Source organism: Vreelandella subglaciescola (assembly GCF_900142895.1).
In the GTDB taxonomy this organism is placed as follows: Bacteria; Pseudomonadota; Gammaproteobacteria; order Pseudomonadales; family Halomonadaceae; genus Vreelandella; species Vreelandella subglaciescola.
The window spans coordinates 2,732,702-2,756,967 of record NZ_LT670847.1 but is presented as its reverse complement, the minus strand read 5'-3'; the positions used below and the strand labels follow the sequence as shown (position 1 = coordinate 2,756,967).

18 protein-coding genes are annotated in these 24,266 nt (G+C 62.9%); 9 read left to right on the top strand and 9 right to left on the bottom strand.

What is annotated here, in order from left to right:
- Positions 1–43: 43 nt before the first annotated feature.
- Together B5495_RS12840 and B5495_RS12835 are read left to right on the top strand one after the other, a co-directional pair.
- Positions 44–1,042, top strand: a complete 999-nt coding sequence (locus tag B5495_RS12840) for a J domain-containing protein (RefSeq protein ID WP_331712883.1) — start codon at positions 44–46, stop codon at positions 1,040–1,042.
- Positions 1,043–1,085: 43 nt separating this feature from the next.
- Positions 1,086–1,517: a hypothetical protein gene (locus B5495_RS12835; RefSeq protein ID WP_231897193.1), complete on the top strand. Its 432-nt coding sequence runs from the start codon at positions 1,086–1,088 to the stop codon at positions 1,515–1,517.
- On the opposite strand, the gene B5495_RS12830 is transcribed toward B5495_RS12835, so the two are convergent.
- Complete coding sequence (locus B5495_RS12830; RefSeq protein WP_079554311.1) at positions 1,434–3,878, bottom strand: mechanosensitive ion channel family protein; 2,445 nt, start codon at positions 3,876–3,878, stop codon at positions 1,434–1,436. The two genes, B5495_RS12835 and B5495_RS12830, sit on opposite strands and share 84 nt — an antisense overlap.
- 142 nt (positions 3,879–4,020) lie before the next feature.
- On the opposite strand from B5495_RS12830, the gene B5495_RS12825 reads away from it, so the two are divergent.
- Together B5495_RS12825 and B5495_RS12820 are read left to right on the top strand one after the other, a co-directional pair.
- Positions 4,021–5,028, top strand: a complete 1,008-nt coding sequence (locus tag B5495_RS12825; RefSeq protein WP_079554309.1) for an amidoligase family protein — start codon at positions 4,021–4,023, stop codon at positions 5,026–5,028.
- A 51-nt stretch (positions 5,029–5,079) separates the two neighbouring features.
- Positions 5,080–5,754 carry a gamma-glutamyl-gamma-aminobutyrate hydrolase family protein gene (locus tag B5495_RS12820; protein ID WP_079554307.1) on the top strand — a complete coding sequence of 225 codons (675 nt, stop codon included), beginning with the start codon at positions 5,080–5,082 and terminating at the stop codon, positions 5,752–5,754.
- Here the strand turns inward: B5495_RS12820 and nfi are convergent.
- Both nfi and B5495_RS12810 read right to left on the bottom strand, forming a co-directional pair.
- On the bottom strand, positions 5,723–6,427 hold the full coding sequence (gene nfi / locus B5495_RS12815; RefSeq protein WP_079554305.1) for a deoxyribonuclease V: 705 nt from the start codon (positions 6,425–6,427) through the stop codon (positions 5,723–5,725). The genes B5495_RS12820 and nfi overlap by 32 nt on opposite strands.
- Positions 6,428–6,567: 140 nt before the next feature.
- A complete protein-coding gene (locus B5495_RS12810) occupies positions 6,568–8,265 on the bottom strand; it encodes a DEAD/DEAH box helicase (protein WP_079554303.1) in 1,698 nt (565 codons plus the stop codon).
- Between the two features lie 584 nt (positions 8,266–8,849).
- Between B5495_RS12810 and B5495_RS12800 the strand changes: the two genes are divergently transcribed.
- Together B5495_RS12800 and B5495_RS12795 are read left to right on the top strand one after the other, a co-directional pair.
- Positions 8,850–10,205 (top strand): IS1182 family transposase, encoded by a 1,356-nt coding sequence (locus tag B5495_RS12800; protein ID WP_079551616.1) that lies wholly within the window; start codon positions 8,850–8,852, stop codon positions 10,203–10,205.
- Between the two features lie 262 nt (positions 10,206–10,467).
- Positions 10,468–11,049, top strand: coding sequence for a PRC-barrel domain-containing protein (locus B5495_RS12795; RefSeq protein WP_079554301.1), 582 nt, complete (start codon positions 10,468–10,470; stop codon positions 11,047–11,049).
- Positions 11,050–11,149: 100 nt separating this feature from the next.
- Here the strand turns inward: B5495_RS12795 and B5495_RS12790 are convergent, their stop codons facing one another.
- Together B5495_RS12790 and B5495_RS12785 are read right to left on the bottom strand one after the other, a co-directional pair.
- Positions 11,150–12,145, bottom strand: coding sequence for a glutathione S-transferase family protein (locus B5495_RS12790; protein ID WP_079554299.1), 996 nt, complete (start codon positions 12,143–12,145; stop codon positions 11,150–11,152).
- A gap of 28 nt (positions 12,146–12,173) precedes the next feature.
- Entirely contained in the window at positions 12,174–13,094 is a 921-nt protein-coding gene (locus tag B5495_RS12785; protein WP_079554297.1) for a LysR family transcriptional regulator, read from the bottom strand.
- A 342-nt stretch (positions 13,095–13,436) separates the two neighbouring features.
- On the opposite strand from B5495_RS12785, the gene B5495_RS12780 reads away from it, so the two are divergent.
- Positions 13,437–15,146 (top strand): peptidoglycan DD-metalloendopeptidase family protein, encoded by a 1,710-nt coding sequence (locus B5495_RS12780; RefSeq protein WP_079554295.1) that lies wholly within the window; start codon positions 13,437–13,439, stop codon positions 15,144–15,146.
- Positions 15,147–15,263: 117 nt separating this feature from the next.
- Here the strand turns inward: B5495_RS12780 and B5495_RS12775 are convergent, their stop codons facing one another.
- Entirely contained in the window at positions 15,264–16,922 is a 1,659-nt protein-coding gene (locus tag B5495_RS12775) for a L,D-transpeptidase family protein (protein ID WP_079554293.1), read from the bottom strand.
- Between the two features lie 119 nt (positions 16,923–17,041).
- Here B5495_RS12775 and B5495_RS12770 point away from each other — a divergent pair, with 119 nt between their 5' ends.
- Positions 17,042–17,767 (top strand): murein L,D-transpeptidase catalytic domain family protein, encoded by a 726-nt coding sequence (locus B5495_RS12770; RefSeq protein WP_079554291.1) that lies wholly within the window; start codon positions 17,042–17,044, stop codon positions 17,765–17,767.
- Positions 17,768–17,785: 18 nt separating this feature from the next.
- Positions 17,786–19,645 carry an ABC transporter ATP-binding protein gene (locus B5495_RS12765; RefSeq protein ID WP_079554289.1) on the top strand — a complete coding sequence of 620 codons (1,860 nt, stop codon included), beginning with the start codon at positions 17,786–17,788 and terminating at the stop codon, positions 19,643–19,645.
- 27 nt (positions 19,646–19,672) lie between these two features.
- Here the strand turns inward: B5495_RS12765 and B5495_RS12760 are convergent, their stop codons facing one another.
- The 3 genes from B5495_RS12760 to fhuB are packed head-to-tail and all read right to left on the bottom strand — an operon-like array spanning position 19,673 to position 24,233.
- Positions 19,673–21,376, bottom strand: coding sequence for a multidrug ABC transporter permease/ATP-binding protein (locus B5495_RS12760; protein WP_079555092.1), 1,704 nt, complete (start codon positions 21,374–21,376; stop codon positions 19,673–19,675).
- A 54-nt stretch (positions 21,377–21,430) separates the two neighbouring features.
- Positions 21,431–22,210 carry a siderophore-iron reductase FhuF gene (gene fhuF, locus B5495_RS12755; RefSeq protein WP_079554287.1) on the bottom strand — a complete coding sequence of 260 codons (780 nt, stop codon included), beginning with the start codon at positions 22,208–22,210 and terminating at the stop codon, positions 21,431–21,433.
- 31 nt (positions 22,211–22,241) lie between these two features.
- The gene (gene fhuB / locus B5495_RS12750) at positions 22,242–24,233 is read right to left on the bottom strand and encodes a Fe(3+)-hydroxamate ABC transporter permease FhuB (protein ID WP_079554285.1); all 1,992 of its coding nucleotides are present in this window, start codon (positions 24,231–24,233) and stop codon (positions 22,242–22,244) included.
- Positions 24,234–24,266 lie beyond the last annotated feature (33 nt).

Here is a 24,266-nt window from a genome sequence, read left to right as displayed (position 1 = left end):
CCGTTATCGGTTGTTGCTGTTGAGGCCGGCTGACGGTGGCGCCATGAATCCACCCGCCCGGGCTTGCCATCCGCGGCCGGTCACGCCACCATTGCCGGCTATTAACCTTACCGCCGGGAGCATGGAAATGCCGATTGCCCGCTTTTCACCTTTTGAGCTGGTGCTGTTACAAAGCCACAGCCAAGTGGATACGGCAACGCTTTTGCTGCAGGCCTGGCTACTGACCCACCGCGACAACGTCAGCGAAAGCCAGCGCTACCGCCGGCTGGCGCAGGAAGCGGCGAGCTTCGGCCACGGGCACGACCTTGGGCCGCTCATGCGCATCGCCGGGCAGCGCGACATGCAGGCTATTCAATTGGCCGCCGAAGTGCTGCGCCGCGAATGCACCGCCGGCCAGGGGCTTGCCGTCATGCACAAGGCCATTGCGGTGGCCACCGACGACGGCAGCCTGTCGCTGGCCAATCATTATATTCTGCGTTTTCTGGCCGATCTGCTGGGCATCGCCCCGGCCACGCTGGATACGCTGTTTCAGGAATTGGCCGGCACGCCCCTGGCGCCGCCACAAGACCTTAGCCGGGACGCCTACTGGCGCGAGCACAACCCGGCGCACTATCGCCGCCAGGCCGAACAGGAAGCCGAGCAGGCCCGCGCGCGAGCCGAGGCACAGCAGGCCGAGGCCCGGCGCGCCGCCGAACAGCAGCGGCGCCAGCAGGAACACGAGCGCGAACAGGCGCGGGCTCACCGCGAGCGCCAGCAGCGCGAACGCGAGCACCGCCAACAGCAGCAGGAAAGGCAGCGTCAGCACCATCGGCACCGCCCCCAGGCATCAACGCCGCCGCCGGATCGTACCCTGCGGGCGCTGGCGGTACTCGGGCTCTCCCGGGGGGCGAGCCGCAGCGACATTCGCCTGGCCTACCGGCGCATGGCGCAGCTGCACCACCCCGACCGTGTGTTTTCGCAAAGCGAGCGGCAGGTCGCGCTGGCATCACAGCGTTTCCAACGCATCAAAAAAGCCTATGATTATCTGATGCAGCGGCACTGACATTCTCTAGATATCGCTTGCCAGACACGGATAGAGCATCGCCATGCGAGATTTATACCAGCGTTTATCGCTTCCCCCCGACGCATCGTCGGAGGATATTCAGCGCGCGGTCGAGGCCTGCCCCAACCGCGCGTTAAAGCAGGATGCCGATGCGGTACTCAGCGTAACCGAGCACCGCGATGACTATGACACCCTGCACGCCACGGTCAGCGACATCGGCCAGCTGCGCGCGCGGCTGGGGCTTAGCCACGGCGCCCACTGGCAAGGCAGCGTGGCCAACGATTTTGCCTATCCGCCGGATAGCGCCGTTGGCCAGCACGAGGCGCTGATTGGCCGGGTCGGCCACGCCGCCGCGCATTACAACCGCTGGCAGCGTCTGCGCGGCCCCTGGTTAGTCACCGTCGCCATCATTGCTGCCGTCTGTGCGGGTTTCGCCGCTGGGCTTGCCCTGTGCCTGCGGCTTGGTGCGAGTTAACGCCTGCTCCCTGGATTTCTCTTGTTTGGTCGGCATCGGCGCTGGCTTGGGCGGCGTCGGCCGGTGCGTTACCTCGGGGTCGTCATCGCCGCCCCCGGCATCAGCGTCGGCGGCTTCGCCCTGCGCCGGTGCTTCTTCCAGCGTGGTGATGTCGTCATCATTCTGCTGACGCTCCGAGCGGGCCTCCATGCTCAGGCTGATACGCGGCACGCCAAGGTCGATTTCCTGATTTTCCATACGCTGCTTGAGCATCAGGTTAAACGCCCGGGAAACATCCCACTGCATTTCCGGCGCGGTACGAAAGCGCATCCGTAAAATCGGGCAGCCGTCTTCAAAGGCGTGGATCCCCTGCATTTCCAGCGGCGACCAGATGTAGTGGCGCATCATCGGGTCGTTGCGCAGCTCCTGAGCGGTTTCCTGCATCAGCGTAATGGCGTCGTCGATCCGCATCGCGTAGGGAATGCGGATTTTCAGCAGCGCAATGCCGAACTGGCGCGACATGTTATGGATCGAATCGATCCGGCTGAAGGTAATGATATGCACGATGCCGTCCAGATCGCGCAGACGCACGGTGCGCAGCGTCAGCCCCTCGACGGTGCCCATGTGGCTGTTGATCTGGACAAAGTCATCCACCGCCAGCGAATCTTCGATCAGAATGAAGATACCGGTGATCAGATCCTGCACCAGCGTCTGGGCGCCAAAACCGATCGCCAGACCGATCACCCCGGCACCGGCCAGCAGCGGCGTCACGTTCACCCCCAGGTTGGCCAGCCCGGCGATCCCGGCAATGATCAGGATAGTGACGAAGATCACGTTGCGGATCATCGGCGTGATGGTCTGCGCGCGGGCCTGATTCACCCGCCGCCCGCGGGAGCGCGTCGACGACACCAGCCCCCGCTGAATCGCAGTATCGGCAAAAATCCACACCAGCCATGCCAGCAGTACGGTGGCACCCAGGCTTAGCAGCGCTTCACCGATGCGCGCACTGGCCACGCCCTGCTGGCCCAGGCCAAACAGCGAGTTGCCCCAGACCTGCATGAACAGTTCGGCAAACACCACCCACGAGCAGATATGCGCCAGCACAAAGCCAAAGCGCTCCAGCCGGCGACGGTACTCACGGTAGCGCGGCGGACGGCGGCGCTTCCTGCGCCGCTCGGCGTGGCGGCGCAGCAGGCCGGTAATCACCAGCGTCAACACCAGCAGGCTGGCCGACACAATCGAGCGTGCCAGAGCGGTACCGACATCGCCCACGGTAATGAAAATCGCCAGCAGCGAGCCGCCCACCAGCAGCAGCGCGGGAATGTGCCAAAGCCCGCCGAGGGCGCGGCTAAGCTCGATGGCGGTGCCCGAATCACGCCGCTGGCGATAAGGCCGGTTGCAGATCAAATGGCGTATCGGGCGCTTGAACTTGATGATAAAGCGCGCCGACAGCAACGCCGCAAGCATATTGGCGAGTACTGACACCAGGCCGGAAAAGTCTTCACCCAGCATGCCCACTAGCCGGCTGGAATTCACCGCATCGCCCAGCGCGATCAGCGCGCCAATCACGAACAGCCCGCGCAGCGCACGCTGCTGCAACAGACGCACGGCAATAAAGCGGTGCCCGCGGCTGAAAAAGGCAATCACGGTTTCAAACACCACCGACAGCGCCCGGCCACATAAGCACACATAGGCCAGCACCAGCACCATCGTACGCCCGGCGCTTGCCGACATGACCTGACCCAGCCCCAGCACCACGGCAAAGGCCAACGCCCAGGGCAGCATGCGACGGAAAAAGTGGATGGCCATCAATCCGCCGCGCGGATCGCGGGGCAAGTCGTGCGGCCAGCCTTCGCGCGTGGCCAGCAATCGGCCCGCGGCAATCATCACCACCAGCAGTACCGTCCAGATAATCCCCAACACGGCGCCGTCGGCGGTGGTGCGGATAATGCCGGCGCGGCCGGGCCGGTTGACCAGCTCACGCAGCTCGTCAAAGCCCTGATGCAGCTGCTGCGACCACTGTTCGGCGGGGGAGTCGCCGGCCTGGGCCTGCTCGTTGATGTCGGTCAGGGTATCGGCCAGCGCGCCCAGCAGCCCCTGGCGACTGCCGCCTTCTGACGACGCGTCGGCGGCCGTTTTCAGCTCGCGTAGCGACTCCAGCAGCTGCTCGCGCTGCTGACCGTCTTCCAGCGTGGCGATCACATCGTCGAGCGATTGTTGAAACGACGCGTTATCGGCTTTTTCCGCCTTGGCGGTATCGCCGCTTAGCCCCGGCAGCGATACCCCCTGCGCGTGCGCCGGAGCGGCCATCAGAGTTGCCGTTAAAATGCTGATGAATAGCGCGAAAATCAGCGCGCTAAGCGCAGTGGTGTGCTGTCGCACATGCCTCTCCTGAAGATAATGATGCTGGACGTAGTTGTTGAGCGTCGTTGTTGGACGTAGTGGTGTTGGACCGGCTCATGCCGCACGTCATCATGAGTGTGATAATCTGACCGTCCCGTTTGTTCACCTCACAGGAAGCGAGATGACGCTGCAAGCGCCCCCAGCCCCCCACAATGCCAACGGCAAACCGCGCCGCGTCGGCGTGGAAATCGAGTTTGCCGGCCTGCCGCCCAAGGATACCGCGCTGATCGTGCGCAAGCTGTTTGGCGGAGAGCTTAACGTGGTCAGCCCTCATCGGCTACTGGTAGAAGGCACCCGCTGGGGCGAATTCGTGATCGAGCTGGACACCCAGTATGCCCACCCTGACCACAAGGTACTTGACGACCACGTTGCGCTAGACAGCGAATGGGCGCGCCACCAGCACCAGCTGCACGTGGAGTTTCACCAGAAAACCCGCGAGTTGATCGGCGACATGGTCACCGGGCTGGTGCCCACCGAAATCGTCTGCCCGCCGGTGCCCTGGAACGAGCTCGACTCGCTGGATCGCCTGTTCGATGCCCTGCGCGAACACGGCGCCAAAGGCACCGATGCCAGCTTGCTCTACGGTTTTGGCCTGCACTTGAATCCCGAAATCGCCTCGGCGGATAGCGCTGACATTCGCGCCATGCTTCAGGCTTACCTACTGCTGGCGCCCTGGCTGCGCGACGAGATCAAGGTGGACATCACCCGTGAGGTGCTGCCCCACGCCAACCCGTTTCCCCGGGAGTATGCGCTGAAAGTGCTCGACGCGCGCTATCGACCCGACCTGCCCACGCTCATCGACGACTACCTTCGCGACAACCCGACGCGCAATCGCGAGCTGGATATGCTGCCGCTGTTTGCCCACCTGTGCCCGGAACACCCGCACGCGCTGCTGCGCAGCCGGCTGACCCAAGCGCGCCCCACCTTTCATTATCGGCTACCCAACGCCCAGCTGTCCCAGCCCGGCTGGGGCGCTGTGACCGAATGGAATCGCTGGGTCGAGGTAGAAAAGCTCGCCGCCGACCGCGACGCGCTGGCCGAACGCTGTGCGGCGTACATTGCCGACCACGGCCGACCGTTTTATCGCCGCTGGGCGGACAAGCTCCTGCGACCTTTTTGCTCGCGATAACCCGCACCGGCCACGCTTTACCTTGCCACCTGATCAGGAAAACCCACTCGCATGTCACGACCGCTCATCGGCATCACCACGTCCGACCGCAAAAGCCGCCTTGCCTGGTGGTTTGACTGGTTTGCCGTCTGGCGTCACGGCGGTCGGCCGCTACGTTTGTCGCCCGAACGCCCGCGCCCCGCCGCGCTCGACGGGCTGATCATCGGCGGCGGCGATGATATTCAGGCCAACCTTTACGACGCCGAGCTACAGCTCGACGTGCGCGTTGATCCCCAGCGCGACGAACTCGAGCTGGCGCTGCTCAAGCATTTTATTCCCCGGGGCACGCCGGTACTGGGCATTTGCCGCGGCGCCCAGCTGATCAACGTACACCTGGGCGGCACGCTGGACCCGGATATTTACACCACGCACGAGGGCTTGAAGCGCCGGCGTACCGTACTGCCGCGCAAAACCGTGGATATCGCCGAAAACAGCCGCCTGCATGAGCTTCTCGGCGCACGCTGGTGCCGCGTCAACAGCCTGCACCATCAGGCCGTCAACCGCGCGGGTGACGGTGTGGACATCGTCGCTCGCGACCGCAACGGCCTGGTACAGGGCATTGAATCCCGCCACCATGACTTTTTACTCGGCGTGCAGTGGCACCCAGAGTGGCTGATCTTCAACCGCCCTCAGCAGCGTCTGGTGCGCGCGCTGGTCAACGCCGCCCGGGCGCATCGCGCCGGCTAGCCAGCCGGTCGGCAAGCCGCGTGGGCTCGGGTAGCTTGGTGCGGTGCAGGCAACGCACCACCCACTCAAGCGCCGTGGCCTGACTGACACGATGCCCCGTAGAGACGTAGAGCGGTTTCACCCGGGTGCGCGAGCGCAGCACCGTACCGATGGTCTCGCCTTTATCCTCAAGCGGCGTCGAGTCGCCGCGCGCCTCGCCCACATCGGCGTGGCGGCCGCACAGACGCGACTTGGCCACGCCGATGGTCGGCACATCCAGCCACAGCCCCAGCAGCGAGGCCACGCCCAACCGGCGCGGGTGGGCAATCCCCTGCCCGTCGACCATCACCAGCTCGGGCACGGTGGCAAGCCTTGCGAACGCGCCCAGCGCCGCCGGCGTTTCACGAAACGACAGCAGCCCCGGCACGTAGGGCATGCGCGTTGGCTCGCGGTAGACCACCTGCTCAACGACCTCAAGCACCGGAGCGCTGGTCGGCTCCCACCTGAGCACCACCACCGCCGCCCGCGTGGTGGCACCGCCGTCTTCAAAGCCGATATCCACGCCGGCAATATGGCGCACCGGCGCAATGCGGTCGCCAGGCTCTACCCGCGGCGCGAGCTGCTTTTGCAGGGCAATGGCGTCTTTGGGCGAAAGGTTCCAGTCATGCAGCATTTTGGGGGGCAGCACGGGCATAACGTCTCCTGGCAGCAGCGTCCCCTGACAACAGGGCCTGCAAAAACAAACACCCCCGCGCCGAAACGGCGCGGGGGTGTTGGCGATAGCCTGTCACACGCCGGCGTTTACGCCGGGTGTGTCATCGGGCAACGAGTGCCTCAGGCGCGTTCGCGGCGGCGAACCGGAGCATCACCGTCGTTACGGCGACGCGGAGCACGATCCGAACCGCTGTCTTCGCTGATCTCAAGCGGACGGCCCGATACCTTGGCGCGCGACATCTTGGACAGAATCGACGCCGGCAGGCCCTTGGGCAGTTCAACCACGGAGAAAGCGTTGCGGATATCGATACGGCCAATGCGTGCGCCCTCGATACCGCCTTCGTTGGCCAGTGCACCAACCAGCTGGCCGGGTTTCACGCCGTCCTTGTGGCCGACCGAAACACGATAGCGGATCATGCCTTCGCTCGGGGTGCTGTCGCGGCGCGGGCCGCTGCTGTTACGGCTTTCACGCGGGTTGCGCTCTTTGCGCGGCGCCTGCAGACGACCAATCGGTGCTTCGTCGGCTCGGGCCATCTGGGCAAAGGCACAGGCCAGTGCGATGGGATCGTGACCTTCCTCGACCAGCCGCTCAATCAGGGCGCGCTGCTCGTCGGCACCCTGGGTCAGCGAGGCCACTACGCGCTGATGGAAAACGTTATCGCGGTGAGCGCGAATCACGGCTTCGTCGGGCAGCGGCATGTCGGTCATTTTCTGACCGGTGCCCTGCTCCAGCCAGCCGATCTTGCGGCCTTCGCGGAAGCCCGCAAAGGTGATCGCGATGCCGCTACGTCCGGCACGGCCGGTACGGCCAATGCGGTGGGTGTAGGCTTCGCTGTCCTGAGGCAGGTCATAGTTGATGATGTGGGTAATACGCGGCACGTCAAGGCCACGTGCGGCCACATCAGTGGCGATCAATACATCAACCTTGCTGCGCTTGAGGCGCGTGATGGTGCGCTCACGCAGGCTCTGGTCGAGATCGCCGGACAGGCCGGCGGCGTTGACGCCACGCGCGGTCAGCTGCTCAACCAGCGTGGTACAGGCCGCACGGGTGCGCACAAACACGATAGCGGCATCAACCGGCTCGACTTCCAGAATCCGCGACAGCGCTTCCAGCTTGGCGCCGCCGTCCACACGGACGACGCGCTGCTCGATGTTCTCGCCGGTAGTGGTGCGCGATTCGATCACCACTTTAACCGGATCAACCAGGTAACGGTTGACGATACGCTCGATTTCGCTGGGCAGCGTTGCCGAGAAGAATACGCGCTGTGCGTCTTTCGGCGTATCGGCGACAACGCGCTTGACGTCGTCGATAAAGCCCATGCGCAGCATTTCGTCGGCTTCATCCAGAACCAGCGCAGACAGGCCGGTAAGCTTCAGGCTGCCACGGTTAAGGTGATCAATCACCCGGCCCGGCGTACCCACAATGACCTGTGCGCCGCGCTTGAGGGCGCCCAGCTGTTCGCGGTATTCCTGACCGCCGCACAGCGTGGCAACTTCCAGTCCCTTGATGTTCTGGCCGTACTTGCTGAAGGAAACGGCAACCTGCTGAGCCAGCTCGCGGGTTGGGGCAAGCACCAGCACCTGCGGTTCGCGACGCGTCATATCCAGACGTGTCAGCAGCGGCAGCGCAAACGCAGCGGTTTTACCCGTGCCGGTCTGGGCCTGACCCAGCATGTCCCGGCCTTCAAGCAGCGCGGGAATGGTTTTCGCCTGAATCGGCGAAGGCTCTTTGTAGCCCTGGCTTTCAACGGCAGACAAAACGGCAGGCAACAGAGCAAGATCGCCAAAACTCGGCGAAGCGACGGAAGTCGAGGTCATTAATCACACCTTGGTAGGCCGGCAATACCGGCAAAAAATCATCAAAAGCGTCCCTGACTCTGGCCTTGAACGCCGACCCAAAAGGGCCAGACAAAGCGTTCAAGCGCTGCCGCGGCATAGGGCGCAGGCAGTCAACAGATCAATAAGAGTCGAAAACAAGGAGTCGGGGACGCCGGTCGCACCAGGCATACGGTTGGCATCACTAAAACAAACCAACCGCTGTGGCGACCTTCTGCGCTAATTTCACCCGTGTGGTGAAATTTAAAAAGCGCGCCATCTTCACATCAGTAAACATCCGCTATTGGCCGATGTTCTTCACACGCCTGGCATAAACAAGCCGGCGCTACGTCGTGATGGAGGGGTCAACACATGCGAGGAACGCGCATCCTATCACCGCCGCGGCCGGTGCGCCAGCTTTTTTCATCTGCTTTCTTGTGAGCATTCCCCTGTCGGGCGCGCGACGCTTTCATCTTTTTTGCGTATTCAAGGGTTTGCATCAGCCCAAGGTTAGTCTAGCAGTCTGTCGGACTTTCCGCCGCACCGTGAGATACTAACCGCTGTCACCCCGAACTGAGAACATCGCCATGAGCCGCTTTATCCCTGTGGACCGTCAGACCGATTACTTACTGCCGCCTTCGGTAGACGAGTGGTTGCCGGATGGCCACTTGGCGCGGTTCGTCGTCGATGTCGTCGAGCAACTGGACCTCTCAGCCCTGACTCGGCGTTACGCGGGCCGGGGCTCCAAGGCCCATCATCCCGCGGTACTGCTGAACCTGTTGGTCTACGGCTACGCTACCGGCGTGGTCTCCAGTCGCAAGATTGAGCGTGCCACCTATGACTCGGTGGCGTTTCGCTATTTGGCCGCCAACACCCACCCCGATCACGACACCCTGGCTACCTTTCGTCGGCGTTTTCTGCCGGAACTGGAGCAGCTGTTCGTTCAAGTTCTGCTGCTGGCCCGAGAAATGAAGCTACTCACGCTCGGCACCATCGCCTTGGACGGCACCAAACTCAACGCCAATGCCAGCAAGCACAAGGCATTGTCATATGGTCATGCCAAGAAACTGGAGGCGCAGTTCAAGGCTGAGGTGAAGGCGCTGACCCAGCGGGCTGCATCGGCGGACAAGGATGACGCGGCCGACGGCATGGATATTCCTGCCGAGATAGCCCGGCGTGAAGCACGCTTGGAAGCGATCGCCGTAGCGAAGACCAAGATCGAGGCTCGGGCCAAGGAGCGTGAGGCCGCTGAAAAAGCGGCCTACCAGGAAAAGGTGGCACGGCGTGATGCGCAGCGGAAGACGGGAAAGAAACCTCGCGGACGTGACCCTGAACCGCCAACAGGTGGCCCGCGTGACAAAGATCAGGTTAACCTTACTGATCCGCAGTCACGCATCATGCCGGTCACAGGCAAGGGCTTCGATCAATGCTATAACGCCCAGGCCGCAGTCGATACTGACAGCATGCTGGTGACTCATACCCATGTCACCCAAGCGACCAACGACAAACAGCAGGTCATGCCGCTACTGACGGCGTTGGCGAGACTCCCCGCACCGTTAGCAAAACCAGACCACTTACTGGCCGATACCGGCTACTTCAGTGCTGCCAATGTTCAAGCCTGCCACGACCACCGTATCAAGCCTCTGATAGCAATGAAGCGCGATGTCCACCATCCCCCGGTCCTTGAGCGCTTTGCCGCTGACCCGCCTACTCCAGCGAGCAAGGAGCCTGTTGAGCAAATGGCACACCACTTGAAGACACAGGCGGGGCGAGCGCTTTACGCGTTGCGTAAACATACCGTGGAACCGGTCTTCGGGATCATTAAACACGTGATGGGGTTCCGGCAGGTCTCGCTGCGAGGGCTGGAGAATGTCAGCGGTGAGTGGCGGCTGGTCACCATGGCATGGAACATTAAACGGATGCACCGGTTGGCAGCGGGCTGAGGCGCGTAGCGCTCAGCCGGTAACGACGGATAATCACCTCGCAGAGTAGAAGCCGAGGGGCAGGTTAAGGGTCATATACCATCACCAACATAAGGGATGGTTGAAAGACCTACGTCTCAATGCCTTTATCAACATCAAGTCCGACAGACTGCTAGCTTGGGTGCTGTAGCGTTTTTAACGGTTCTGATAAACCGTTCTGATAAACGGTTCTGACAGATCACGTAACACGTTTCTGACAGATCACGTAAAAAGGAGTTGAGCTATGCGCAAGAATACACTGATGACAGCACTGGGCGTTTCCGTATTGAGCTTCTCGCTGGGCGCACAGGCGCAAACCGAGCAGCAAAACGCGCAAACCGGGCCGCAGGGCATGTATGCCGCTGACGACATTCTTGATGCCAACGCCTACATTGTTAACGGTTCAGGCGAGCCGATCGGCGAAGTCGAAGACATCCTGTTCGACGAGCAGATGAAAGTCTCTGCCCTCGTGGTGGAAAGTGGTCAAGTGCTCGGCCTTGGCGGCCGCGAGATGGTAGTCGGCACCGACTATTTCGCTCTTGAAACTTACACCGAGAAAGATGACGACGGTGATCGCGATACCGAGCATCGCGTGATGATCGACGCCACCTCCGACGAAGTCGCACAGTTCCCGGCGTATAACCACGACTGGTGGGAACAGGCACAATCCAACGCACAGGATGCCTGGCAGACCACCCAGGCCGGCGCTGAAAGCGCTTGGCAGTCTACCCGTGAAGGCGCCAAAAACGCCTGGCAGAAAACCCAGAACGCTGCGTCTGACATGAGCGAAGAAACCCAGGACGCTGCGTCTGACGCAACCGAGTAAGGCCTGAGAGCCAGCATCTATTAATGGCTAAGACTCTCGTTAGACAGCAGTAAAATGGAGGGCACCCCGAGGGGTGCCCTTTTTGCTGTCTTGATGGCCGTCAGGCGCGCTGGAAAACACCCCGCCCGGGCAGGCGCGCGCGGTCGTGGGCGCGCTCAAGCCCCAGCAGCGGTCCCGCCGGCACAATGCCGTTGGGGTTAATCGAAACATGGCTTAAATAATAGTGCCGCTGTATGTGCGCCATGTTGATCGTCTCGCTAACGCCTGGCCACTGATAAAGCTCGCGCAGGTAGTGCGACAGGTTGGGGTAATCTTCAATACGCTTGAGATTGCATTTGAAGTGGCCGTGATACACGGCGTCAAAGCGTATCAGCGTGGTAAACAGGCGGATGTCCGCCTCGGTCAGCCATTCCCCGGCCAGATAGCGCTGCTCGCCCAGCCGCGCGTCCATCCGTTCCAGCGCCGCGAAAAGCGCCTGAACGTGCTTTTCATACACCTGCTGCTGAGTGGCAAAACCGGCTTTATAGACGCCGTTATTGATGTGCTCGTAGACGTCGGCATTGACCGCGTCAATCGTCTCGCGCAGCGCTGCCGGATAGAAATCACGGGTATCGCCGGTCAGGTCGTCAAAGGCGGTATTCAGCATCCGCACCAGATCGGCGGATTCGTTATTGACGATGGCGCCGCGCTTTTTATCCCAGAGCATGGGCACGGTGACGCGGCCAGTGTAATGGCCGTCGTGCAGCGTATACAGCGCGTGGTGATACGCCGCGCCGTTAACCGCATCGCCGCTTGAGCCTTCGTCTTCACGGTAGGTCCAGCCTTTCTCCCCCATCAGCGGGCTGGTATGCGATACGCCGATCAGCGGCGCCAGCCCCTTCAATTGGCGCATAATCAAAACGCGGTGCGCCCACGGGCAGGCCAGCGACACATACAGATGATAGCGCCCGGCCTCGGGCTCAAGCGCCTGGCTCCCCGGGGGCGCGTCGTGGCCGATCCAATCACGCAGTTTGGCCGACTCGCGTACAAATTCGCCGCCGTGCTTGTGGGTCTCGTAACCCTGATCGTGCCACTCGCCGTTGATCAATAATCCCATGCTGCCTCCTTCACAAAATTCGCCGTTGTCAGCCGCTCGCGTGAGACCGCTTCGAGCGCGCGCCGACGGGCTTTCCTACCGCCTGACGCAGCGCCTGCGCCACGGCCTGAGTAGCGGGGCCGGCACGGTCACGATCACTGTAAAAAAGCTGCACCGGCACGTGGCGCACGCCGCCGGCGGTCAGCGGTAGCGCCTTTAACGCGCCGCTTTCAAGCGCTCCGGTAATACGCGTTTCGGGCAGCCAGGCAAACCCCAGCCCGCGCTTGACCATATCCAGCGAGGTGCTCAGGTGCCCGACCGTCCAGCGCTGCTCGGCCTTGAGCCAACCCGCACTGGCCGGCTGACTCAAGGCCGAATCGCGCACCACCAGCTGGCGATACTGGGCCAGATCGCGCAGGTCCAGCCGCCGCCCCAGACGGTGCAGCGAGTGCCGGGGATGCGCCACAGCCACAAAGCGCACGCTGCCCAGCGGCTCGCCCAGAAACCCCTGCGCCTGCAGGCCGGTCACGACCAGATCAGCGCGCCCCGCCTGAAGCATTTCGATGCCGCCGTTCAGCACGTTTTCATGGAGCTGGACGCGCACCTGCGGATAAAGCCGGGAAAACTGCTCCAGAGCGCTGGCCTGAGCCGCTTCGGGGAAAATCTGGTCGATGGAAACGACCACTTCAGCCTCCAGCCCCGATGCCAGACGCGAGGCAACGTCTTCCAGCGCGGCGGCGCCTTCTACCAGCTGGCGTGCGCGCCGCAACAGCAGTTCGCCAGCGTCGGTCAGGCGCACCTGCCGGCCGGCCGGCTCCAGCACCTGCACGCCAAGCTGCTCTTCCAGCTTGTGCACCGCGTGATTAAGCGTAGAGGGGCTTTTGTGTACGGCTTCAGCTGCCCGGGCAAACCCGCCGTGGTCCACCACCGCGGCAAGCATTTGCCACTGAGCAAGAGTGACACGCGACATTTCACTTTCCTTGGCGCCAAAGCGCGACGCTGCGTTTTTACACAAAAAAGCCTTCTTTCAAAAAAGACTGACTGACAAAACCGCGACCAGCATGCCAAAAAAGTCAATGCGCCGCGTTGGTGCCGGTCAATAAAACGCCATACATCGCGCTATCTTTCATTTTCAGCGTTAACAAACAGTGTTCCAAAATAGCTATATCCAACGCCAGTTCTACTCTTGTATCAAATGCCGCCTTTGTGTATGAACGTACAGTCTATGCACCCCTTCCCGCATGGGGTAAGGTTCTGAGGCTTATTTCGTATATGTTTTCTTTTTTTACAAGACTTGGCGGCCCTTTTACTCATGTTGCGAATCCTTCATTCGCTGCCCCGCACGCATAAATTTTTACTGTTACCGGTGGCCACGATGGTCACCGTGCTGGGCGCACAAAAGTTACTCACGACCTATCACGATCACAGTCAATCAGGAGCGTCGGTAGAAAGCGTGTTCGTGCCGCTGGCAGACGACGCTGCTCCAGGCGTGCCGTCACTGGCCCAGGCAAAAACGCCTGTCGCCACGGCGATCGACCACGCCTCACGCCTGCTTGACGCCACCCGCGACAAAATCCCCCTGAGCGAGCTTCAGGCCTCCGAAATCATTGATCTGGACGTTATCGACAGCGCCACGGCCAGCACCTTTGAGGCTCCTCGGCCGCTACCGGCCGACCGCCTGGCCGCCAACACAGGGGCACGCCTGGATGACGGTGCGCGTCATATCGCCATCGTCATCGGCACGCTTGGCAGCGGTATGCTCGCGGCCGACAGCGTCAGCGCCACTGACGCACAAGCGCCCGTCGCCGATGCCACTTCCTATGAAGATTACGGCATCGACAATTTTGATGAGGTGTCCTTTTTACCCCTGGAGATTGCCGCGCAAAAAACCTATGTGCCCCAGTGGAAAACGCACATCGTCAACACCGGCGAAACCTTCGCGATCATGGCGAAGAACGAGCTGGGCATGGGCTACAGCGAAGTGCTGGGCCTGCTTGACGAACTGCCTGACCCGCATATGTTCACCCGCTGGCGAGCCGGCCAGAGCTTTGACTACCAGGTCGACAAAAACGGCAAGTTACTGACGCTGAAGATGATGAAAAACATCCGTGCCGGCGTGCTCATCAATCGCCAGGAAGGGGGCGATCTTGAGGTCAAGGCCATCGAACGCAAAGGTGAGCCCGTTCAGCGCCTTTATGCCGGTAGCGTTAGCGGTAGCTTTGCCCGTTCGGCCGAGGCCACCGGCCTGAGCAGCGGTGCCGTCACCGAGCTGACCCACCTGCTGAAAAAGAAGTTTGATTTTCGTCGCGACAGCCGCCGCGGCGATGACTTTCAGGTGCTTGTCGAGTCCGACATGATCGACGACGAGACGTTGGACTCCCGGGTGTTAGCGGTGAAATACCGCGGCCAGCGCCTGGATCTGACGCTGGTGCGCAGTGCCATGAACGACACCTTCTACACGCCGGATGGCCACAGCCTCGATCCCGCTTTTTCGCGCTACCCGTTCGACGGCAGCTATCGGCTAAGCTCCAACTTCAACCCCAACCGCAAGCATCCCATCACCGGTCGTACCAGCCCGCATAACGGCACTGACTTTGCCATGCCTATCGGCACGCCGGTCACCGCTCCTGCCGGTGGCCGGGTGGAACGCTCGGTCAAGCACTACGCCGCCGGCCGCTACGTGGTCATCCGCCACGATAACGGCTACCGCACCCGCTATCTGCATCTTTCCAAAGCGCTGGTAAAAAAGGGCGATCGGGTAGAAATGGGCGACCGTATCGCTCTTTCCGGCAACACCGGGCGCAGTACCGGGCCGCACCTGCACTACGAAGTTCACGTCAACAACGCCCCAACCAACGCCATGAAGGTCAAACTGCCGGAGAACACGCGCCTGCACGGCGATTCGTTGGTGGCTTTCCAGCAGCATGCCAAACCGATGATTGCAGCGCTTGAAAGCGGCGATACCGGCACGGTCAGCGTCGCCACCTCCCGCCATTCAGATAACGGCAGCGACGACGGCTAACACGTGTTTCGGTGCGACCTTTCGGCTACTAGTTCTTTCCTGCTAGCAAAGCGCCGCCTCCGTCAAGGAGCGGCGCTTTTTATTGCGTGGACGTAAGAAGGGCGTCAAGCGCGGTGGCTAAAGCGCGTTGAGTAGCGCACCGTCGCGCCGATAGATATCCGGACGGAACGTCACCTCGCCCGTCGCATCGGGCCAAGCGGTTAGATACACCAGCGCTACGGGGACGCGCTCGGGTAGGCGCACGTTTAAATCACTCTTGCCGCGCCGTAACAACTCATCAAGCCGGTAGCGGCTATGGGTGTCTGCCAGCAGCATACGTACCAGCTCGTGCACGCCCTCGACACGCACGCAGCCGGAGCTCAGGGCTCGCCGGTCACGGGAAAAAAGCCCACGGGCGGGGGTATCGTGTAAATAAATCAGCTGGTTATTGGGAAAACGCACCACCACACGCCCCAGCGGATTACGCGGCCCCGACGACTGGCGCAGCATCACGCTGCCCGGCGCCTGCCAGTCAATCGCGTCGGGATCGAGCCGCGCGCCGTCGAGGCTCAGCACCTGCATGTTGCGCCGGGCCAGATAACCCGTGTCGCGTTTGAGCTTAGGCAGCACGTCTTCGCGCCATATGGTGGGCGGCACCGTCCAGGTCGGGTTCACGGTGATATGCGTAATGGCCGAATGGATCACCGGCGTTTTGCGCCGCGCGGAACCCACGATCACTTTCGACGACCAGCGCTCGCCGTCGGGCCGCGTGTAGTGCATGCGGTAGCCGGCGATATCTACCCACACGCCCGGACGACGCGCCATGATGGGCTGCATCCAGCGGGCGCGCTCCAGGTTGGCGCGCAGCGCATCCACATGAGAAGACAATGTGGCATTGAGCGCACGGCGCGTCTTGCCCCCTACCACGCCGTCAGCGCTGAGCAGGTGACGGCGCTGAAAGCGCTTGACCGCGGCCTCGAGCGCGGCGTCAAAGCGCTGTAGCGGCGGCGCTTCGACGTCAATGCGGGCGTAGGCTTCAGGGTCGCCGAACAGCACGTCGCGCATCCCCCAATACGCCAGGCGGCGGCGCAACGTTGCCACGTCAGCCTGCTCGTCGCCGCGGCGTAGGCCGTCGTCAGTCGCAGGCACCAGCGGCACATTACTCTGGCGCGCCAGGCTCGCCAGCGCGCGATAGTCCGCCAACGCTTCGCGCAGCTGCCGGTAAGCGGCGGTATCCGGGCGGGCCAACGCCAGCGCTTCCTTCACCTTGCCGTCGGTCACTGCATTGGCCACGCGGGCCATCGAATACGACCGCCTCGGCGGTGGTGTCTCCCAGCCCGGCTCCACCTCATTGGGCGTTAACCGGCCGCGCTGAAGGTGCTCAAGCGCCAACAGCAGCGCCCGGGTGGCGCGCACGTCGAACGCGGCTTGGGCCACCGCATCGCCCGACTGGCTGCGTTCAAACGCCTGCATCAGCGTTGCCCCGGAACCTGCTTCCTCCAGATAGTCGGCGGGATCCAGACCATCCTCGTTTAGCGTTTCCAGCGCACTCACCAGCGCCTCTACCCGCTCGGGCGTCTGCCACGCCGGCCGTTGTTGCAAACGCTGGTAAAACGCCGCGACCGGCAGCGCGTCACTCCGTGCCTCGGCCGTGGCGATGTAGTGTTCCAGCGCATTTTCCGGCAGCGTCTGCGCGGCCACCGGCAAGGCGGCAAGCGCTGCGCTGAGCGCCAACGCGGCAAGGCCCCCGGTTTTCACCCACGGCGTCTGCCTTTTTCCTGGCCGAGTCTTATTCATCGCCTTCCCCTTGCGTTACGATGACGTCCTGCCGTTGTCATGATGCGGATCATGGCAGGCGCGCCGCGTATTTTTTAATCTGCTTTTACCGTTTATTGATCACCATCAGGATGATGTCCATGGCGTTACGTTTAAAAGCCTCGGCACTGTTGCTGAGCTTGCCCCTTTGTGTTGTTACGTTACCACTGCAAGCCGCCAATTTCTTTTCAAGCGTTACGGCGCTGCCGTCCGCCGGCACCACGCCGCTCCACCATCAGCTCAAGCAGCTCGCCCCCGAGGCAACGCCTCAGGCGCTACGTATGGCCGCTCAGGCGCTGGGCTGTGCCGACCCTGACGCCGAGCGGCTGGCACTGATCGATTTTTCGCGCCCGTCGTCCAAGCCGCGCCTGTGGGTGTTCGATCTCGAGCACCACCAGCTGCTGTTCAAGGAGCTGGTCTCCCACGGGCAGGGCTCGGGCAACGCGCTGGCCACGGCGTTTTCCAACACGCCGGACAGCCACCAATCAAGCCTGGGGCTATTTCGTACCATGAACAGTTATTATGGACGCAATGGCTATTCCCTGCGTCTGGACGGCCTTGAGCCCGACGTCAACGATCAGGCGTTTGAACGCGCCATCGTGATTCACGGCGCCGACTACGTGAGCGAGGCGTTTATCGACAAGACCGGCCGGCTGGGGCGCAGCCACGGCTGCCCGGCAGTACGCACGGAGGTCACCTACCCGCTGATCGACAGCCTGAAAGACGAGCAGTACGTGTTTGCCTACTATCCCGATGCGGAATGGCTGGCAAGCTCGGCGCAGCTAAGCTGCAACGGCGCGGCGGGCCAGCAGCTGGCTCAGCGTTAATCCGGCGGGTACCGACGAATGTCTTCTTCTCATGCTTCACGCCATCGCCCCACTGCTGCCGCTCCCGTAAGCGGCTTTCTCGGCGTGTTTCGTTACAGCCGCCGGGCGCTTTTGCTGGTCTGGCAAACCTCGCGCGCCATGATGTTGGGCTTAGCGCTGTGCACGCTGGTAGCCGGCGTGCTGCCGGCGGTAGCGGCCTGGGTGGGCCAGCTGATTGTTGACGGCGTGGTCGCGGCGATGGAGGCACAGCAGGCCGACGCACCTGTGCCGCTTCACCAGAGCCTGACTCCGGTGCTGTGGCTGGTGGCGTTTGAGGGCGCGATTATCGCGCTGATTGCGCTTGCCCAGCGCGGGCTTGCCGCCCAGCAGTCGCTTTTGCGCGCGCGGTTGGGGCACCGCGTCAACGTGATGATACTGGAGAAAGCCGGTACCCTGTCGCTTGGCCAGTTCGAAGATTCCGAGCTTTACGACAAGCTCACCCGCGCCCGCCGCGAAGCCTCAACCCGCCCGCTGGGGCTGGTCAACAAGACGTTTGCGCTGCTGCAAAACGCGATCTCGCTGGCCAGCTTTGGCGTGCTGCTGGTGCAGTTTTCGCCCTGGGCGCTGCTGGTGCTGATAATCGGTGCGCTGCCGGTGTTTATCTCCGAGGCCAAGTTCTCCGGCGATGCCTTCCGCCTGTTCCGCTGGCGCTCGCCCCAGTCGCGCATGCAGATGTATCTGGAAACCGTGCTCGCCCGGGAAGACAGCATCAAGGAAGTGAAACTGTTTGGCCTTGAGGGGCTGTTTCTCCAGCGCTACCGCGCGATTTTCACCCGCCTGTTCACCGAAGAGCGCCGGCTGACGCTGCGCCGCGAGAGCTGGGGCTTTGCGCTGGGGCTTTTGGGCACGCTGACGTTTTACGCCGCCTACGGCTGGGTGGTGGTCGAAACCATCATGGGCACGCTGTCTTTGGGCCAGATGACCATGTACCTGATGGTGTTCAAGCAGGGGCAAGGCGCGCTGTCGGCGAGTCTCACGGCGATCAGCGGGATGTACGAAGACAACCTTTACCTGTCCAATCTGTACGAATATCTGGAGCATCCCGTCGAGGCGGAATCCGGCACACAAACCCAGGGTATGGCGCCCGGCGACGGCCTGCGCTTTGAAGACGTCAGCTTCGCCTACCCCGGCGGCAAAGAAGTCCTGCACGAGATTTCGCTGCATATCGCGCCGGGCCAGAGCCTGGCGCTGGTGGGTGAAAACGGCTCGGGAAAGACCACGCTGATCAAACTTCTCACGCGGCTTTATGCGCCCACGCGCGGGCGCATTCTGCTCGACGGCACCGATCTTCGCGACTGGGACGCCATCGCGCTGCGCGAGCGTATCGGGGTTATTTTTCAAGATTTCGTGCGTTACCAGCTGCCGGTGGGCGAAAACCTGGGCGTCGGCGATACCCACGCGTTCAACGATGAAACACGCTGGCAAGACGCCGCGCGCCACGGCATGGCCGACGACTTTATTCAACAGATGCCCGAGGGCTATCACACCCAGCTGGGGCGCTGGTTCAAAAACGGTCAGGAGCTTTCCGGCGGGCAGTGGCAGAAAATTGCGCTATCCCGGGCGTATATGCGCCAGAACGCCGATATTCTGGTGCTCGACGAACCCACCGCGGCGATGGATCCCGCCGCCGAGGCCGATGTGTTTGCGCGCTTTCGCGAGCACAGCCGCGACAAGATGACGATTCTTATCTCGCATCGCTTCTCGACGGTGAGAAGCGCCGAGCAAATTTTCGTGGTCGATCGCGGGCGTATTATCGAGCGCGGCACCCACGCGGAATTGCTTGAGCAGAATGGCCGCTACGCCTTCCTGTTCCGCCTGCAGGCCAAAGGCTACCAGTAGCGGCACCGGCCTTTGACGCCTCCCGAATCAGGCGTTATCGGTTTCACGGGCTGCGGCATCAAGGCGTGCCACGGCGTCACGGCTGGCGGCCTCGCGCGCCTGCCCTTCAAGCTCGTAAAGTTTACCATGGCGCATTTCCAGCAGGCGGTCAGCCGCACCGAAGTAGTGATCGTCGTGGCTGATCACCACCACGGTCTTGCCCAGCGCGCGCAGGCGCGGCAACAGTTCGTGATAAAACACGCGCCGAAACAGCGGATCCTGATCAGCTGCCCACTCATCAAGCAGCAGCACATCGCGCTGCTCGGCCACCGCCAGCAGCAACGCCAGACGTTTGCGCTGCCCTTGGGAGAGCCGCACGCTGGTCACGCGGTCGCCGTCAAACGCCAGCTTTTCCTCCATGCCCAGCGAACACAGCCACTCGCGCACCAGCGGCGTGTCCGGCGCTTCACCTTGTGGCCCCATCAGCTGATCAAACAGATAAAAGTCGGTATACACCGCCGACACCTGCCGGCGGTAGGCCGCCCAGTCATCGCCGGTCAACGGCTTGCCATCCAGCGCCAGCACGCCGGCATCGGGGTAATAAAGCCCGGTCAACAGCCTGGCCAGCGTAGATTTGCCGCTGCCGTTGCCGCCGATCACGAACACTACTTCGCCGCGCTCAAGGGTCACGTTCAACGGGCCGATGGCAAATCCGGCTCCGGACTCCTGTGCCGGATAACGGTAGCTCACCGCCTGCAGGGCCAGCGTTTGCCAGCCTGCCATCGCCTCGCGCCGGTCAGCCGCCTGAACGGGGGAAAACTTCGGCGTGTGGTCGGCCAGCGCCAGCGCTTCCAGTTTTTCAAACGCAACCCGGGCGTTGAGCAGGGTAGGAAAAGCCCCCACGGCCTGAATCAAGGGTGCACGCAGAAACAGCAGCGTCAGCGAAAACGTCGTGGCCACCTGAATTGACGCCCAGCCCATGCCGTTGGCCAGAAAAAACACCACCCCGATAGCGCCGAGCATCATGATGTTGAACCAGTTGATCGCGCTTAAGTGGAAGGTATCGCTTAACGTGATGTGGTGGCGGTACGCTTTCGCGTTGGGTGAGTACTGCTCACGGTACAGCCACTCGGCACGGTCGCGGTTGAGCGCCAGCTCCTTGCTCCCGTCAATCACGGCCTGATAGCTCTCGTAGAGCCGGTCTTCAATATCGCGCACCCGGCTGATCTGGTGGTAAACCTGCGCGACCAGACGCAGTCCCACGGCGATGGTAAACGCCACCCACAGCACCATCACGCCCAGCAGGGGCGGCGAAAGCCAGGCCAGATACGCCGAGGCCCCCACGGTCAGCACGCCGCCCTGAACCAGCTCGGGCAAACGCACAAAGGCCACGGTGATGTAGCGCACATCGGTCGCCAGACTCGCCAGCAGCCGCGGTCCGCCCAGCTGCTCCAGATGGTCGATGTCGGTATCCAGAATGCGTTTGATCAGCCGGCCACGCAGCTGATACACAAACCGGTGGCCCAGCGTAGTCAGCGCCAACTGTGAGGCCAGGGTAATGCCCAGCAGCAGCGCAATCAGTGCCAGAAACTTCGGCAGCACTTGCCACGGGTCGGCCAGCGGTGTCAGCAGGCGTTGGTTGATAAAGGCGATCACCCCGATGCCCAGCGCAGCGCTGGCCAGACTGAGCGCTATCACGCCAATAAACGCAGCGCGATAATCGCGCCAGATAATACGAAACAGTTCTTTCACCTTGCCTCCCAGCGGGCAAAAAACAAACACAGGCAGGGCCGCCCGGTCATCACTTCAGGCGCGATGCCTGAGCGCGCGGTTGTCGGGTTTCAGCGGGCAATTGCCACACAATGCCTCGCCGGTTTGGCGATATTTGACGCAGCAGACCCGGCGCACCCGGGCCGGCTGATCAGCCCCCACCTCTAGATAGCGCACCGGCTGGTAGAGCGGATTACGCTGCCCGTCCGGCAGCACTCGCGTATCCAGATACGCCAGCAGCGCATCGCCGGTGCCGGTGAACGCCGGATGGCGCGAACAGAGACGTGCGGCATATTCCACATAGTGGCCAAGGTTGCTCCAGAACACTCTGGGCGACAGGCCGGATAGCGACGCCAGCGCCTCGATCAGCGGCGCGCAGTGCTGGTCAAACAGCGCCGAAAAACGTGTTTCCGGCGCCAACGAATCCAGCGGACGGCCGCCGTCTACCAGCCAGAGGCGCGCTGTTTTCCCGCGCTCGTCAAACTCAAGACACGCATCTTCCGGCCTGACGGGCAGCGACACATCCAGCAGCAGATTGGCCACCAGCGCCGGCAGAGATACCGCCGCGAGATAAAATTTCGACCAGATCGACACCGCCGCCTTGTCGTCGACAGAATCGCCAAAGCCGGCGGCAAAGCGCTGAAGGTAGCCGGCCAGCACCTCGCGGTCAGCCAGCGCCGCAGCGCTGACGGTGGGCACCGGCGGGCGGCCAAACGCTGGGGTCTTGAGCGCGTCCAGCGGCGGCGCACGGTACAGCGCCAACAGCGCCTGCTGCGGGTCTGCCGGGCAGCTATCCAGCGCGGCGGCATGGCTCATGACTCATCTCCTGTTGCCTGTCTCACCTGTCTCACAGCCGGCGCAGCCCCCACATGAAGTAGGCGCCGCCCAGCAGCGAGGCCACCAGCCCCGCCGGAATTTCGTAGGGAAAGATCAGCTGACGCCCCAGCCAGTCGGCCAGCACCATCAGCAACATGCCCAGCAGAGCGGCGCCCCACAGATGCTGGCGCGCCCGAGAAAGTCCCAGCAGCCGCGCCATATGCGGCGCCAGAAGCCCCACAAACGATAGCGGCCCCACGACCAGCGTGGCGCAGGCGGTCAGCAGCGCGACCAGTACCAGCAACACCAGCCGTGCCAGATTAAGCCGGATACCCAGCGCCCGCGCGGCCGCCTCTCCCAGCGGAAGCACATCAAGCCAGCGGGTAAACGGCAGCGTGGCCAGCGCCAGAAAAGCCGCTAGCACGCCCACCATGACCGCGCTTTGGACGTCAACGTAGTAGGTGGAGCCGGCCAGCCAGGCAATGATCTGCTGACCGCGCGGGTCGCCGCCGGCCAGAATCACGCTGCGTACCGCTTCAAACAGCGCGGTCACGGCCACGCCGGTCAACAGCAACCGCTCCGGCACAAACCCCGAGCGACGGTTAAGCCCCACCAGCACCCCAAGGGTCACCAGCGCACCCGCCGTGCCCACGCCGACCAGCAGGCTGCGGCTGGGGTCAGGCAGCAGCAGAATCCCCAGCATCAGGGCAATGGCGCAGCCGCCGCTGATGCCCAGCACCTCGGGGCTGGCCATGGGGTTGGCCGAGAGCCGCTGCAGCAGCGTGCCCGCCACCGCCAGCATCAGTCCGCTGGCCGCCGCAGCGGCTACCCGGGGCAGCCGCCACTGCATCACGTCCCAGTCGTTCGGCCAAATTCCGTACCAGCCGTCAACGCCCTGCCCCCACAGCAACCCGACCACCGCCGCCGCGAGTAGCGCCCAGCCCAGCCGGCGCAGTAACCGCCCAGGCGCATGATGGCGTGCGGTTACACCCATCGCCGGCTGCGGCGCCTGGCTGGCACGCAGGTTCAGCCGCGGAATCAGCCACAGCAGCAGCGGTGCGCCAAGCGCGCCGGTTATCGCACCGGTCGGCAGCAGTATCGGCAACGCCAGCGCATCGCTCGCCCACTGCAACACCAGATCGGTGCTGGCCAGCAATACCGCGCCCAACAGGCTGCCCCATAACAGACGTTCACCCAGCCGACGCGCCCCGGCCAGCCGCACGATATTGGGCGCGGCCAGGCCGATAAAGCCGATAATGCCCACCACGCTGACAATGCTGCCGGTGATGAACACCGCCAGTGCCAGACCGGCCAGACGCAAATAGGCAAGTGATACGCCAAGGCTTTTGGCGCTGGCATCGTCCAGCTCCAGCACGTTCAAGGGGCGCAGTAATAGCCACGCCGCCGCGCCGCCCAGCGCGATACGCGGCGCCAGGCTCGCCGCGCCTTCCCAGCCGTTCTGGGCCAGCGAGCCCGCCCCCCAGACCAAAAGCCCCGATAGCGCCTCGTGATTGAACAGCAGCAGTACGGTCGCCAGCGCCCCCAGATACAAATTGACCACCAGCCCCGCCAGCACCACGACAATCGGTGCCAGCCCGCGCCGCCAGGCCAGCGCCAACACCAGCCCCACGGCCAGCCCGCCGCCGGCCAGCGCGACCCATTCGCGCCCCAGGGTCAAAAGCCCCGGCGCCAGCAGCGTGGCTGCCATTAGCGCCAGATTGGCACCCGACGCCACGCCCAGCGTAGTTGGTGAAGCCAGCGGATTGCGCAGCACCTGCTGCATCAGCACCCCGGCAAGAGACAAGCCGGCACCAGCCAACAGGGCCACGGCGAGCCGTGGCCACCAGGTGTAATACAGCAGCAGCTCTGAGGTTTGCTCAAACGAGGGCGCCACCAGCGCCTTGATGCCCAGCACCACGCCGCCCTGATACTCAAGAGAGAGCCAGAACAGTGCCGCCAGCAACAGCACAGCCGACCCGCCTGCCCATGCGGGGGAACCACGGCGCAGCGTTGAGGCACTCATGCGCTACCTTTCGGCAAACGGGACTTTTGCTCC

Excerpts from the sequence above, each read along its gene's own strand:
- B5495_RS12840 (WP_331712883.1), top strand. The coding sequence starts at position 44 with ATGAATCCACCCGCCCGGGCTTGCCATCCGCGGCCGGTCACGCCACCA.
- B5495_RS12835 (WP_231897193.1), top strand. The coding sequence starts at position 1,086 with ATGCGAGATTTATACCAGCGTTTATCGCTTCCCCCCGACGCATCGTCG.
- B5495_RS12825 (WP_079554309.1), top strand. The coding sequence starts at position 4,021 with ATGACGCTGCAAGCGCCCCCAGCCCCCCACAATGCCAACGGCAAACCG.
- B5495_RS12820 (WP_079554307.1), top strand. The coding sequence starts at position 5,080 with ATGTCACGACCGCTCATCGGCATCACCACGTCCGACCGCAAAAGCCGC.
- nfi (WP_079554305.1), bottom strand. The coding sequence starts at position 6,427 with ATGCCCGTGCTGCCCCCCAAAATGCTGCATGACTGGAACCTTTCGCCC.
- B5495_RS12810 (WP_079554303.1), bottom strand. The coding sequence starts at position 8,265 with ATGACCTCGACTTCCGTCGCTTCGCCGAGTTTTGGCGATCTTGCTCTG.
- B5495_RS12800 (WP_079551616.1), top strand. The coding sequence starts at position 8,850 with ATGAGCCGCTTTATCCCTGTGGACCGTCAGACCGATTACTTACTGCCG.
- B5495_RS12795 (WP_079554301.1), top strand. The coding sequence starts at position 10,468 with ATGCGCAAGAATACACTGATGACAGCACTGGGCGTTTCCGTATTGAGC.
- B5495_RS12790 (WP_079554299.1), bottom strand. The coding sequence starts at position 12,145 with ATGGGATTATTGATCAACGGCGAGTGGCACGATCAGGGTTACGAGACC.
- B5495_RS12785 (WP_079554297.1), bottom strand. The coding sequence starts at position 13,094 with ATGTCGCGTGTCACTCTTGCTCAGTGGCAAATGCTTGCCGCGGTGGTG.
- B5495_RS12780 (WP_079554295.1), top strand. The coding sequence starts at position 13,437 with ATGTTGCGAATCCTTCATTCGCTGCCCCGCACGCATAAATTTTTACTG.
- B5495_RS12775 (WP_079554293.1), bottom strand. The coding sequence starts at position 16,922 with ATGAATAAGACTCGGCCAGGAAAAAGGCAGACGCCGTGGGTGAAAACC.
- B5495_RS12770 (WP_079554291.1), top strand. The coding sequence starts at position 17,042 with ATGGCGTTACGTTTAAAAGCCTCGGCACTGTTGCTGAGCTTGCCCCTT.
- B5495_RS12765 (WP_079554289.1), top strand. The coding sequence starts at position 17,786 with ATGTCTTCTTCTCATGCTTCACGCCATCGCCCCACTGCTGCCGCTCCC.
- fhuF (WP_079554287.1), bottom strand. The coding sequence starts at position 22,210 with ATGAGCCATGCCGCCGCGCTGGATAGCTGCCCGGCAGACCCGCAGCAG.
- fhuB (WP_079554285.1), bottom strand. The coding sequence starts at position 24,233 with ATGAGTGCCTCAACGCTGCGCCGTGGTTCCCCCGCATGGGCAGGCGGG.